Raw genomic sequence first — 12,770 nt, 5'->3', positions numbered from 1 at the left:
AACCGCTCTCCCCTGCTGCAAAATCTGCGGCACGGGAAAGCGGAACGGCTGTCACACCGGACAACGCCACTGATATCGGGCGAGAACGGGATTGAGTAAACGTACCCATGAAAATTCCTTATATTCCAGAAGATGCACCTTTTAATGGCGATCAGAAGTACTGGCTGGCTGGCTTTCTTGCGGGGCTTCACTCCCGTTTGCTGGTGTTAGAAGACAAACAGCAACCTGCCGCAGGTACGGGTGCAGCCGCGACCACGCAACTGCACATTCTGTATGGCTCGCAGACCGGCAATGCCGAAGCGCTGGCGCAGACCGCAGCAAAATCTGCCCGCGCGAAAGGGCTGGTTCCGGTGGTTCAGGCGCTGGGCGATGTCGATCTTGATGTGTTCGCCACCATGCGCCATGTGCTGATTGTTACCTCGACCTATGGCGAAGGGGAAATGCCGGACAACGCACAGCTATTCTGGGATGCGATTTCTGCCAGTACCGCACCGCGTCTGGAGCAGATGCATTTTGCCGTGCTGGCGATTGGCGATACCGGTTACGACGGCTTCTGTCAGGCGGGCAAGTTCATTGATATGCGCCTTGAGCAGCTGGGCGCGAAACGCGTGGTTGATCGTATCGATTGTGATATTGATTATGAAGAGCCTTCCAGCGAATGGCTGAACAGCTCAATGCCACAGTTTGCTGCCAGCGCGGGCAGCAGCGGCACCGTGCTGGAGAGTGCACCTGAAGCGCCTGTGATTCCTGGCAGCAATAAATCGAATCCGTATGCCGCCGCACTGATCACCAACAAGCGTTTGTCAGGCGAGCAGTCAGCAAAAGATATCCGTCATTTCGAATTCGACCTGTCGGACAGCGGTCTGAAGTATGAAGCGGGCGATGCGCTGGGCGTGATTCCGGTCAATGAACCGTCGCTGGTCAGCCTGCTCCTGACTCAGCTTAATGCTGATTACCAGACACCGGTGCCCGGCTTCGACCGCAGCCTCGGCGACCTGCTGACCTACCAGTTTGAGATTTCAGAGCCGTCGCGCAAGTTGATCGAATGGGTCGGACAGAACACCACCAACCAGGAACTGCGTCATGTGTTACAGCATGATGATAAAGATGCGCTGGGCGTGTGGCTGTGGGGCAAAGATACGCTCGACCTGCTGCAACTTGAACTGACGCGCTCGCTGGCGGTACCTGAATTCGTCGCTCTGCTGCGTCCGTTGCAGCATCGTGCTTACTCCATTTCGTCCAGTTCTAAAGCCCATCCTAACCAGGTGCATCTGACTGTTGCCTCAGTGCGTTATCACAGCGGCGGCCGTAATCGCGGTGGCGTCTGCTCCACCTATCTGGCCGAGCGTGTGCGTCGTGGCGAGAAACCCGCCATTTTTATTTCACCCAATAAATCGTTCCGCGTGCCGGCTAACAACAGCGCACCGCTGATCATGGTGGGACCCGGTACCGGCATCGCCCCATTCCGGGCCTTCCTGCAGGAGCGTCAGGCAACCGGCGCGCAGGGAAAAAACTGGCTGTTCTTCGGCGATCAGCATCAGGAACATGACTTTATCTATCAGGATGAATTACTTGCCTGGCGGGATAATGGCTTGCTGACCCGCCTGGATCTGGCGTTCTCACGCGATCAGGAGAAGAAGATCTACGTGCAGAGCCGGATGCTTGAGCAGGGTGCAGAACTCTATGCCTGGCTGCAGGAAGGGGCTTACTTCTACGTCTGCGGCGATGCATCGCGCATGGCGAAGGATGTGGATAACGCGCTGTATGAAGTGGTTCGCCAGTTTGGTGGGCTCTCCACCGAGCGCGCTGCAGACTACGTGGATCAGCTGAAGAAAGAGAAACGCTACCTGCGCGACGTCTACTGATAGCAAAGGTGTGCTGAAAGAAATCCGGCTTGCGCAGGCAGCCGGATTTTTTTTATCTCTTTTTTATGAATAACAGGCAAAAAAATACCCGTCGGATGGACGGGTATTCACGGCTATTTCACTACACGGAGTGAAGGGCGTCCGCCACGAGGCGGTGGATCGTCGTCAGGCGGTGTCTCGTCATCGCGGGCATCGTCAGGACGATCGCCATCAATCACGGACATCATGGTCTCTTCCTGACCCTCTGACGTCTCCTGCGTACCCAGCTCGTAAGCAGGTTCAGGCTCAAACATCGTCCCGGCACCGTTTTCACGCGCGTAGATTGCCAGAATCGCCGCCATCGGCACATTAACCTGGCGAGGAACACCACCAAAGCGCGCATTGAACGACACCTGATCATTCGCCAAATCAAGGTTACCCACCGCGCGTGGCGCGATGTTCAGGACAATCTGACCATCACGCGCATACTCCAGCGGCACCTGCACACCGGGCAGATTAATATCGACCACGAGGTGCGGCGTCAGCTGATTGTCGAGCAACCAGTCATAGAAGGCGCGAAGCAGGTAGGGACGACGTGCAGTAAGTTGCGACATTTCCATACGTTAAGCCCGGGCTTGCAGGCGCATTTCACGTTCAGCTTCAGTTAATGAAGCAAGGAAAGAGTCACGCTCAAATACGCGGTTCATGTAGCCTTTCAGCTCTTTTGAACCTGAGCCAATCAAATCGATGCCCATTGACGGCAAACGCCATAACAGCGGTGCCAGGTAGCAATCGACCAGACTGAACTCTTCGCTCATGAAGTAAGGGGTACGACCAAACAGGGGTGCGATAGCCAGCAGCTCTTCACGCAGTTGCTTGCGTGCTGCTTCAGCTTCCTGACCCGTGCTGTTCTCAACTTTCCGCATCAGGCTATACCAGTCCTGCTCGATGCGATGCATCATCAGGCGGCTATCACCACGGGCAACCGGATAAACCGGCATCAGTGGCGGATGCGGGAAGCGCTCATCTAAGTATTCCATGATGATGCGTGATTCATACAGCGTCAGCTCACGATCTACCAGCGTCGGTACCGTGCGATACGGATTGAGGTCAATCAGATCCTGCGGCAGGTTATCCATTTCGACCTGCTCGATCTCTACGCTGACACCCTTCTCCGCCAGGACGATACGTACCTGATGGCTGAAAATGTCAGTAGGACCAGAAAACAGCGTCATTACCGAACGTTTGTTGGCAGCGACAGCCATGAAAACCTCCAAGTTTGTTCACAAAAAGATACTGCAAATAGCCAACCACACGGCGACTCACTTGCTTATCGAACTCGCACGCAACCTGGTTAGCCGCGCCGTAGATACTGACGCCCCGACAGTGGGAAGGCGCATAACGCACCGGCCTGCGGGCGCAAAGTGACACAGAGTTTACCAGATTTTAGGCTACTTGTGGGCGTGGAATGAATGTTTGCAGGTAAATTGAGCGCGACGTTACGGTTTTCGCCGGGAGTTGAGGGGACGGCAGCAAATAAAAAACCCGCCGAAGCGGGTTTTTTGAGCCAATTGTCGCAGCCGGAGCTGCAAACAATTAACGCTTGGAGAACTGAGGACGACGACGTGCTTTACGCAGGCCGACTTTCTTACGTTCAACCTGACGCGCATCACGAGTAACGAAGCCTGCTTTACGCAGTTCGCCACGCAGTGATTCGTCGTATTCCATCAGAGCGCGGGTGATACCGTGACGGATCGCACCAGCCTGACCAGAAATACCGCCACCTTTAACAGTGACATACAGATCGAATTTACCAACCAGGTCCAGCAGCTCAAGCGGCTGACGAACTACCATGCGGGCAGTTTCGCGACCGAAGTACTGTTCCAGAGAACGTTGGTTAATTACGATGTTACCGCTACCCGGCTTAATGAATACGCGAGCGGTAGAGCTTTTGCGGCGACCAGTGCCGTAGTTTTGAGTTTCAGCCATTGCCTTTAATCCCGATTAAATGTCAAGAACTTGCGGTTGCTGTGCCGCATGGGTGTGCTCGTTGCCTGCGTAAACTTTCAGTTTACGATACATAGCACGACCCAGCGGGCCCTTCGGCAGCATGCCTTTAACCGCGATCTCAATCACACGCTCAGGACGGCGAGCAATCATCTCTTCAAAGGTCGCCTGTTTGATACCACCGATGTGACCAGTGTGGTGATAGTAGATCTTGTCAGTACGCTTGTTGCCGGTTACAGCAACTTTTTCTGCGTTCAGAACGATGATGTAATCACCAGTATCAACGTGCGGAGTGTATTCCGCTTTATGCTTACCACGCAGACGGCGCGCCAGTTCAGTCGCCAGGCGACCCAAAGTTTTGCCCGTTGCGTCAACTACAAACCAGTCACGTTGGACGGTTTCTGGTTTAGCTGTAAAAGTTTTCATCGAAAAGCTTACCCAAATTAAGTTACACGTTGGTGAAATCCCAAACGCTTAAGTAAACGAATGAGGCTCACACGACCATTTTGACCAGCAAGCCACCCCTTCGGATAGAGTTACTGGAACACAGAGGATTTGGGAAAAAAATCCTTTGCTGTAACGTGGGGTCGCAAGATTATAGAGAAGTCGGTTACAAAAATCGAACCCTATTTCGGTATTTATCCTGTTTATTCTCACGGCAGGTGCGGCAAACGCAGATACTCTTCGCTCTGCATCTCCTGAAGCCGGGATAAACAGCGCTGATATTCGAATTTCAGCCGCGTGCCCTGATAAATCTCGGTCAGTGACGTCTCCGCCGCGACTACCAGCTTCACATGACGTTCATAGAACTCATCGACCAGCGCCAGGAAACGGCGCGCCTGATCTTCGGTTTTATAGATCATTACCGGCACGTCATACAGCAGCACGCTGTGAAAACGGCGCGACAGCGCAATATAGTCATGCTGACTACGCCCTTCACCGCACAGGGTCTTGAAGTTAATCGCCAGCACGCCTTCGCTGACACCCAGTGTCGGCATCTGGCGGTGATTAATCTCCAGCACCGGCGCCGCTTCTGGCTGGCTGCCCGACAGCGCTTTAAACATCCGCGTCATTTCAGCGTGCGTTTCCGGGTTCAGCGGATAGTTCCACAAGTGTGCGGAGGTCAGCGTGCGCAACCGATAGTCGATACCGGCATCCACGTTCATCACATCACAGTGGCGTTTTATCTGCTCAATGGCTGGCAGGAAGCGTGCACGCTGCAGACCATTGCGATAGAGATCGTCGGGCGGAATGTTCGAGGTGGCCACCAGTGCGATACCGCGTTCAAACAGCGCTTCCATCAGCGTGCCCAGCAGCATCGCATCTGTGATATCAGAGACAAAAAACTCATCAAAACAGAGGATGTCCGTTTCGGCTTTAAATTTGTCCGCGATAATCAGCAAGGGATCGCTCTGACCCTGGAGCTGCGTCAGCTCTTCATGCACCCGCAACATAAAGCGGTGAAAGTGCAGGCGCAGTTTTCGGTCGCCAGGAATAGACTGAAAAAAGAGATCCATGACCCAGGTCTTACCGCGCCCGACACCGCCCCACATATAGAGTCCACGTACCGGTTGCGGCGTCTCGTTTTTTTCTTTGCCGATCAATTTTGACAGGCGACCCAGCAGGCCAGATGCGGCTGGCGCGGCAGATTGTTGCCGGGCAACCAGCGCCTGCTGCAGCGCGTCTAAACGGGTAATTGCTTCGCGTTGTACGTCATCGGGCCTGAATTCGCCCTGCGACAGCGCCTGCTCATAGCGTGCAAGCGGAGTTGAGGTTTGCATTGTTGTTTCAAAGTCCCTGAATGGTGTCTGATTCATACCACGGTTGCTGAAAAAAAGGCCGTTCTACACTAAGCCATGCTGCTCCAGAGTTCCACATCCATAAGATTAACGGGTATAGTGACTATTATTGAAATGGTGCAATGCCCTACGGAACAATGGAAATAACACGGGAGTCATTATGACCTGGGAATACGGGCTAATTGGTTTAGTGGTAGGTATTATTGTCGGCGCAGTCGCCATGCGTTTTGGCAACAAAAAGCTGCGTGAGCAGCGCAGCATGCAGTATGAGCTGGAAAAATCGAAAGCGGAGCTGGCTGATTATCGCGAAGAACTGACCAACCACTTCGCGCAGAGCGCGGAGCTGCTGGACAACATGGCGCGTGATTATCGTCAGCTCTATCAGCACATGGCAAAAGGCTCCAATGACCTGCTGCCAAATCTGCCTGGGCAGAAAAATCCGTTTGCGTATCAGCTGACTGAAGCTGAAGCGGATAACGATCAGGTCCCGGTGCAGATGCCGCGCGACTACTCTGAAGGCGCATCGGGTTTACTGCGTGGCGAGCGCCCTGCCCGCGACTAATCTTTTTGGGGCGCAGCCTGTCTGCGCCCACTGAATTTGCGAACCCTGACCGCAAACGACTGTCACATTGATTAATTCCTCCCACCTTTTGCAGCGAGAGCGTTGTAGCAATGAAAAAACAAGCACGCCTGTTTAGCGCATTAGCCCTGAGTATTGGGATGAGTCTTGCCGCCGCGCCAGACGCGATGGCAACGCTGCCAGCACAAATTGCGGGCCAGCCGCTGCCGAGTCTGGCGCCGATGCTGGAGAAAGTGTTACCCGCCGTGGTCAGTGTTCACGTGGAAGGCACCGATTCAGGTGCACAGGCTCAGGATATTCCTGAACCGCTTAAGCGCTTTTTCGGCCAGATGCCTGGCGGGAATAGCCAGCCTCAACCGTTTGAAGGTCTGGGATCTGGCGTCATTATTGATGCCGCCAAAGGTTACGTACTGACCAACAATCATGTGGTTAACGGTGCTGATAAGATCAGCGTACAGCTTGGCGACGGCAGCGAATATGACGCCAAACTGATCGGCCATGATGAGCAGACCGATATCGCGCTGATTCAGATTCAGGGCGCGAAAAACCTTACGCAGGTGAAAGTTGCGGATTCTGATCAGCTGAAAGTGGGCGACTTCGCGGTGGCGATCGGTAACCCGTTTGGTCTGGGACAGACCGCCACGTCCGGGATTATCTCTGCGCTGGGCCGTAGCGGCCTGAACCTGGAAGGGCTGGAAAACTTTATTCAGACCGATGCTGCGATTAACCGCGGTAACTCAGGCGGTGCGCTGGTCAATCTTAACGGCGAGCTGATCGGTATCAATACCGCTATTCTCGCCTCCAGCGGCGGAAACATCGGTATCGGCTTCGCCATTCCCAGTGATATGGCGATGAACCTCGCGCAGCAGCTGATCAAGTTCGGTGAAGTGAAGCGTGGTCAGCTGGGTATTAAAGGCACTGAAATGACGGCCGATATGGCGAAGGCCTTTAATGTCGATGCGCAGCGCGGTGCCTTTGTTTCTGAAGTCTTACCGCAGTCTGCCGCACAGAAAGCGGGCGTGAAGTCAGGCGATATTATTACGTCCATCAACGATAAGCCGATTACCAGCTTCGCTGAGTTGCGCGTAAAAGTCGGCACCACACCGCCAGGCGAACAGGTCAAACTTGGCCTGCTGCGTGAAGGGAAACCGTTAACGGTTACCGTCACGCTGGAGCAGAGCGCCCAGACTACCGCGAGCGCACAGCTGATGTCCCCTGCGCTTCAGGGCGCAACCCTGAGTGATGGACAGACGAAAACCGGGGATAAAGGCGTGAAGGTCGATACCATCGAGAAAGGCACACCCGCTGAGCAGGTGGGTCTGCAGAAAGATGATGTGATTATCGGTGTTAACCGCAACCGGGTTCAGACCATTGCTGAAATGCGTAAAATACTGGAGGGTAAACCGCCGGTGCTGGCTCTGAATGTAGTGCGTGGCGATGAAAGTATCTATCTGTTGTTGAGATAAACCTCGCATTACGGCGGACACAAGCACGTGTGTGTCCGCCGCTCTCATGCTATTCTCCCCTGCGATCTCCCCTGGCGTGATTTAACACCATGTTTCTTAAACTCTTGCGTGCCGTGGTGCTGGGCCTGATTGTGGCGGGTATTTTGCTCGCAGCACTGCCTGCACTGCGTATGGGCAGCGACGCCCTTTATAACCACGAAAATATTACCGACGAAACGCCCTTTAGCTTCAATCAAGGGGTGCGACGCGCCGTGCCTGCTGTCGTGAATGTTTACAATCGCAGCGCCCACACCAACAACAATCGTGGGATCACTACCCTGGGTTCAGGGGTGATCATGAATGTTAAAGGCTACATCCTTACCAACAAGCATGTTATCAACAATGCTGATCAGATCATCGTGGCGCTGCAGGATGGCCGCTTCTTTGAAGCGACGCTGGTGGGTTCCGATGGAATGACCGACCTGGCGGTTCTCAAGATTACGGCCTCCGGCCTGCCGGTTATCCCGATTAATCCAAACCGTCAGCCGCACATTGGTGATGTGGTGATGGCGATCGGCAATCCTTACAACCTCGGTCAGACGGTGACGCAGGGCATTATCAGCGCCACGGGCCGCGTAGGTCTGAGTTCGTCAGGCCGACAGAACTTCCTGCAGACCGATGCCTCAATCAACCAGGGTAACTCCGGCGGTGCGCTGATTAACTCGCTCGGCGAGCTGATGGGTATTAATACCCTGACCTTTGATAAGAGCAATGATGGTGAAACACCGGAAGGAATTGGTTTCGCCATTCCAACGGTCTTAGCCTCAAAAATCATGGATAAGCTGATTCGTGATGGTCGGGTCATCCGCGGCTATATCGGCATTACCGGGCGTGAGTTACCGCCGCTGCATGGACAGGGCAGCAATCTGGATCGGGTTCAGGGCATCATTGTCAGTGTGGTCACACCAGACGGGCCCGCAGATAAAGCCGGGATTCAGGCCAACGATGTGCTGCTCAGTGTAAACGGCAAGCCGGCCATTTCCGCACAGGAGACGATGGATCAGGTGGCAGAAATTCGCCCGGGTTCAGTGATTGAGGTGCAGGTGCTGCGCAACGATCAGAAACTGACGCTGCCGGTGACCATTCAGGAATTCCCGGACAATAGTAACTAGCTAAAACCGGAGCCAGGTCAGGGATGGCCCAGCTGATCGCAAAGAAGGCCGCCATCCATGGCGGTCGGCCTCGCCATCCTGGCTCGGACGCTTTGCTCTTCATCCGGGCCAACCCTTCCCCACTATTCCGTCACCGTTTGTGAATAACCGATTAGCAGCGATCCACCGGAAACGCGATTACGTCACTCAATGACTCCGCTTTCAACGCCAGCATGATCAGGCGATCAATACCCAGCGCGACCCCCGAACAGGCTGGCATACCATGCGCCAGTGCATCCAGCAGATAAGTATCAATAGGATGTACAGGCAGGCCACGCGCCGCTCGACGCCGGTTATCCTGTTCGAAGCGCTGACGCTGCTCACGGCTATCGGTCAGTTCACGAAAACCGTTCGCCAGCTCAATGCCCTTGTAATAGACCTCGAAGCGCTCAGCCACACGGTGATCTTCAGTACTGATCTCCGCCAGTGCTGCCTGGCTGGCCGGGAAATGATAAACGAAGCAGGGTTTATCCTGACCAATCTTCGGTTCCACGCCCAGCATAAACAGCAGCATCAGTAAGGTATCGCGATCTTCTTCTGCGCGCGCCAGCTCGCCTTCACCCAGCTTCTCAGCCGCTTCACGTAACTGCGCTTTATCCGCAGACAGCGGGTCCAGCTCCAGATGACGGATAAACGCCTGCTGATAAGAGAGCGACTCTGCGCTGTCACACTCCAGCACCTGCTGCATCAGATCGTCGACTTCATTCATCAGGCGGTACATGTCGTAATGCGGACGATACCACTCCAGCATGGTGAATTCGGGGTTGTGGTGACGTCCCGCCTCTTCATTGCGGAAGCTGCGCGCCATCTGGTAAATCGGGCCACTGCCTGCCGCCAGCAGGCGCTTCATATGATATTCCGGGCTGGTCATCAGCCAGAGATCGCGCCCCTGCGCCGCGCCAGGCCCGACAAAACGCGTCTGGAATGGCACCAGATGGATATCGGTAATCGTTGCCTGACTCATCGCCGGCGTATCCACTTCCAGCACGCCGCGATCGGCAAAGAAACGACGCACTTCAGCTAAAATAGCGGCGCGTTTTAACAAATTGGCGATGGATGCGCTTGGTTGCCAGCTTGCCGTTTCGCTCATGGTGATGACTCCTGATACAAATTAGGGTGGGAAGTCTACCTGCAATGCATGTGGCAAACAATCTCGCGCCCATGCTGCCAATAACAGCGTTTCAGCTTCTATACTTAAGCGGTTAAATCACAAAGGAATCCCACTATGTCTCCATGGAAAACAGTTGTTGCCAGCCTGAGTGCTTTTCTCTCAGTCGCCTGCAGTACTACGCCGCCAAAAAACGTCACGGTCATAGATAACTTCGACAGCCAGCGCTACCTTGGTCAGTGGTATGAGATTGCCCGCCTTAATCACCCTTTTGAGCGCGGCCTTGAACAGGTAACGGCAAACTACAGCCCACGTGAAGATGGCGGTCTGAAAGTGATCAATCGTGGCTACAACGTTAAAAAGCAGCGCTGGCAGGAGAGCGTGGGCAAAGCCTATTTCACTGGTGAGCCACAGCGTGCATCCCTGAAGGTCTCTTTCTTTGGCCCCTTCTATGGCGGCTACAACGTTATCGCACTGGATCCCGATTATCGCTATGCGATGGTGTGCGGCCCGAATCGCCACTATCTCTGGATACTGTCACGCACACCGCAGCTGGAGCCGGGCGTTAAAGAGAAACTGGTTGAACAGGCACGTCAGAACGGTTTCCCGGTGGAAGAGTTAATCTGGGTAAAACAGAAATAGTGCAAAAGCTGGCAAGCCGGTACGAAAAGCATTTCGTACCGGTTGGAATAACAGGTTACTTCGTGCTGTTCTGAATCGCCTGGCCACCCGCTTCGACATCTTCACCGACGCCACGTGTTGTATTACACGCCGTCAGCAGAGAAGAGAGCACCAGTACAGAGAAGATTGCGGCAATACTTTTCTTTAACATAACAATGTCCTTTTTGATGGATGTAAAGTACAGCGCTTTAAGCATAGCCGGATTTACGGCAGTTGCTGCTGGCGCGACTCTAAAAAAGACAATCCGTTAGGTCATTTTGCCGCACGGGAAATAGCACCACCTAAGTGGGAGACGTCTTCGCCAAAACCGTGGAATGTGTTGCAGGCGCTTAACGCAGAAGAGACCAGCAACGCGAACGCGATTAATTTTGCCAGCTTGATCATTTTTTTCTCTCAGACAAGAAAAAGGCGCATCCGGAGATGCGCCTGCGAATCTTATTTCACGCGTGACACGTATTCGCCAGAGCGGGTGTCAACTTTGACCACTTCGCCCTCTTGCACGAACAATGGCACTTTCACCACGGCGCCGGTAGACAGCTTGGCTGGCTTGCCGCCAGTACCCGCAGTATCACCTTTCAGGCCGGGATCGGTTTCGATAACTTCAGCTTCGATAAAGTTCGGCGGCTGAACGGCGATCGGGCGACCGTTCCACAGCGTAACGATACACTCAGCGTTATCCTGCAGCCATTTCGCTGCATCGTTTACCGTTTTCTCTTCAACCTGGAACTGCTCAAAGCTTTCCGGGTGCATGAAGTGATAGAACTCACCGTCGTTGTACAGGTAGTTCAGGTTGGTATCTACAACGTCTGCGCCTTCGGCGGAGTCGGTAGATTTAAAAGTTTTCTCAACGCGAGAACCCGTCAGCAGGCGACGCATTTTAACGCGTGCGAATGCCTGACCTTTACCCGGTTTAACGAACTCACTGGATTCGATGGCATACGGCTCGCCTTCGAACATGATTTTAAGACCGGGACGGAAATCGTTGCTAGAATAAGTCGCCATGAAGGCCCTCTACGAAAATTGACACTGGTACTAAGCCAAAAAAATGGCACACATTGTAACCCTAAAAACACCTTCCAGAGAAGATTGGTTGCAGCAACTTGCGGATGTTGTCACCGAACCTGATGAATTACTGCGGATTTTAGCCCTGGATCAGCACACCGAGCTGGCTGAAGGTGCGGATGCGCGGCGTCTTTTCGCCTTACGGGTACCGCATGCGTTCATCCGCCGGATGAAAAAAGGCGATGCGCACGACCCACTGCTGCTTCAGGTACTGACCCGTCGCCAGGAATTCATCGATGCGCCAGGTTATAGCACCGATCCGCTCGATGAACAAAGCAACGTTGTGCCTGGATTGCTGCATAAATACCGAAACCGGGCATTATTGCTGGTAAAAGGCGGTTGTGCCGTTAACTGCCGCTACTGCTTCCGCCGTCATTTTCCCTATCAGGATAATCCCGGCAATAAGCGTAGCTGGCAGGCTGCACTGGACTATATCGCCGAACATCCCGAGCTGGATGAGATCATTTTTTCCGGCGGCGATCCTCTGATGGCCAAAGATCATGAGCTCGCCTGGCTGATCGCCGCGCTGGAACAGATCCCGCATCTCAAACGTCTGCGCATTCACAGCCGCTTACCGGTCGTTATACCAGCGCGTATTACCGATCAGCTCTGTCAGATGCTAAGCGATACCCGTCTGCAGGTGATTATGGTGACGCATATTAACCATGCGCAGGAGATTGATGAGGCGCTGCGTGAGTCGATGACCAGGCTGAAGCGTGCCGGTGTGACCCTGCTGAATCAGAGCGTGCTGCTGCGTGGCATCAATGATAATGCCCAGACGCTGGCTACTCTGAGCAATGCGCTGTTTGATGCCGGTATTCTGCCCTACTATCTGCACGTGCTGGACAAAGTCCAGGGCGCCGCGCATTTCTTTGTCTCAGACGACGAGGCACGCCAGCTGGTTCGGTCCCTGCTCTCACAGGTCTCCGGCTATCTGGTGCCAAAGCTGGCGCGTGAAATTGGCGGTGAGCCGAGTAAAACACCGTTAGATTTGCAGTTACGTCAGGAATAAAAACGGCCAGCACAAGGCTGG

At 54.1% G+C, this 12,770-nt stretch carries 15 protein-coding genes; 6 read left to right on the top strand and 9 right to left on the bottom strand.

The genetic code is table 11. The annotated features are described in order from the left end of the window. Positions 1 to 107: 107 nt before the first annotated feature. Positions 108 to 1,865 carry a sulfite reductase subunit alpha gene (locus LQK91_RS11220; protein ID WP_008925402.1) on the top strand — a complete coding sequence of 586 codons (1,758 nt, stop codon included), beginning with the start codon at positions 108 to 110 and terminating at the stop codon, positions 1,863 to 1,865. 113 nt (positions 1,866 to 1,978) lie between these two features. On the opposite strand, the gene sspB is transcribed toward LQK91_RS11220, so the two are convergent. From sspB to zapE, 5 genes are all read right to left on the bottom strand, one after another. Beyond that, positions 1,979 to 2,464, bottom strand: coding sequence for a ClpXP protease specificity-enhancing factor (gene sspB, locus LQK91_RS11215; RefSeq protein ID WP_003851133.1), 486 nt, complete (start codon positions 2,462 to 2,464; stop codon positions 1,979 to 1,981). Between the two features lie 3 nt (positions 2,465 to 2,467). Then, entirely contained in the window at positions 2,468 to 3,109 is a 642-nt protein-coding gene (gene sspA, locus LQK91_RS11210; RefSeq protein WP_003851135.1) for a stringent starvation protein SspA, read from the bottom strand. Between the two features lie 331 nt (positions 3,110 to 3,440). Beyond that, positions 3,441 to 3,833 (bottom strand): 30S ribosomal protein S9, encoded by a 393-nt coding sequence (gene rpsI, locus LQK91_RS11205; protein ID WP_008925401.1) that lies wholly within the window; start codon positions 3,831 to 3,833, stop codon positions 3,441 to 3,443. Between the two features lie 15 nt (positions 3,834 to 3,848). After that, entirely contained in the window at positions 3,849 to 4,277 is a 429-nt protein-coding gene (rplM, locus tag LQK91_RS11200) for a 50S ribosomal protein L13 (protein ID WP_008925400.1), read from the bottom strand. Positions 4,278 to 4,504: 227 nt separating this feature from the next. Then, the gene (gene zapE, locus LQK91_RS11195; protein ID WP_033743099.1) at positions 4,505 to 5,632 is read right to left on the bottom strand and encodes a cell division protein ZapE; all 1,128 of its coding nucleotides are present in this window, start codon (positions 5,630 to 5,632) and stop codon (positions 4,505 to 4,507) included. 178 nt (positions 5,633 to 5,810) lie between these two features. On the opposite strand from zapE, the gene zapG reads away from it, so the two are divergent. The 3 genes from zapG to degS all read left to right on the top strand — a co-directional run bounded on the left by zapG (position 5,811) and on the right by degS (position 8,847). Beyond that, positions 5,811 to 6,212, top strand: coding sequence for a Z-ring associated protein ZapG (gene zapG, locus LQK91_RS11190; RefSeq protein WP_003848291.1), 402 nt, complete (start codon positions 5,811 to 5,813; stop codon positions 6,210 to 6,212). 110 nt (positions 6,213 to 6,322) lie between these two features. After that, the gene (gene degQ / locus LQK91_RS11185) at positions 6,323 to 7,696 is read left to right on the top strand and encodes a serine endoprotease DegQ (protein WP_008925399.1); all 1,374 of its coding nucleotides are present in this window, start codon (positions 6,323 to 6,325) and stop codon (positions 7,694 to 7,696) included. Positions 7,697 to 7,785: 89 nt separating this feature from the next. After that, positions 7,786 to 8,847, top strand: a complete 1,062-nt coding sequence (degS, locus tag LQK91_RS11180; protein ID WP_003848295.1) for an outer membrane-stress sensor serine endopeptidase DegS — start codon at positions 7,786 to 7,788, stop codon at positions 8,845 to 8,847. Between the two features lie 151 nt (positions 8,848 to 8,998). On the opposite strand, the gene epmA is transcribed toward degS, so the two are convergent. Continuing rightward, the gene (gene epmA, locus LQK91_RS11175; RefSeq protein ID WP_003848297.1) at positions 8,999 to 9,976 is read right to left on the bottom strand and encodes an elongation factor P--(R)-beta-lysine ligase; all 978 of its coding nucleotides are present in this window, start codon (positions 9,974 to 9,976) and stop codon (positions 8,999 to 9,001) included. Between the two features lie 135 nt (positions 9,977 to 10,111). On the opposite strand from epmA, the gene LQK91_RS11170 reads away from it, so the two are divergent. Then, positions 10,112 to 10,636: a lipocalin family protein gene (locus tag LQK91_RS11170; RefSeq protein ID WP_003848298.1), complete on the top strand. Its 525-nt coding sequence runs from the start codon at positions 10,112 to 10,114 to the stop codon at positions 10,634 to 10,636. Between the two features lie 55 nt (positions 10,637 to 10,691). Here the strand turns inward: LQK91_RS11170 and LQK91_RS11165 are convergent, their stop codons facing one another. The 3 genes from LQK91_RS11165 to efp all read right to left on the bottom strand — a co-directional run bounded on the left by LQK91_RS11165 (position 10,692) and on the right by efp (position 11,677). Continuing rightward, a complete protein-coding gene (locus tag LQK91_RS11165) occupies positions 10,692 to 10,826 on the bottom strand; it encodes an entericidin A/B family lipoprotein (protein WP_003848302.1) in 135 nt (44 codons plus the stop codon). 101 nt (positions 10,827 to 10,927) lie between these two features. Continuing rightward, on the bottom strand, positions 10,928 to 11,059 hold the full coding sequence (locus LQK91_RS11160; RefSeq protein WP_003848306.1) for an entericidin A/B family lipoprotein: 132 nt from the start codon (positions 11,057 to 11,059) through the stop codon (positions 10,928 to 10,930). A gap of 51 nt (positions 11,060 to 11,110) precedes the next feature. After that, positions 11,111 to 11,677 carry an elongation factor P gene (efp, locus tag LQK91_RS11155; protein WP_008925396.1) on the bottom strand — a complete coding sequence of 189 codons (567 nt, stop codon included), beginning with the start codon at positions 11,675 to 11,677 and terminating at the stop codon, positions 11,111 to 11,113. 43 nt (positions 11,678 to 11,720) lie between these two features. Here efp and epmB point away from each other — a divergent pair, with 43 nt between their 5' ends. Next, complete coding sequence (gene epmB, locus LQK91_RS11150) at positions 11,721 to 12,749, top strand: EF-P beta-lysylation protein EpmB (RefSeq protein WP_078804852.1); 1,029 nt, start codon at positions 11,721 to 11,723, stop codon at positions 12,747 to 12,749. The last annotated feature ends 21 nt before the right edge of the window (positions 12,750 to 12,770 follow it).

The sequence above is a fragment of the Pantoea sp. MHSD4 genome, from assembly GCF_021043305.1.
Lineage (GTDB): Bacteria > Pseudomonadota > Gammaproteobacteria > Enterobacterales > Enterobacteriaceae > Pantoea > Pantoea eucalypti.
The sequence above is the reverse complement of the archived record's forward strand: the minus strand, read 5'-3'. Positions and strand labels throughout refer to the sequence as shown.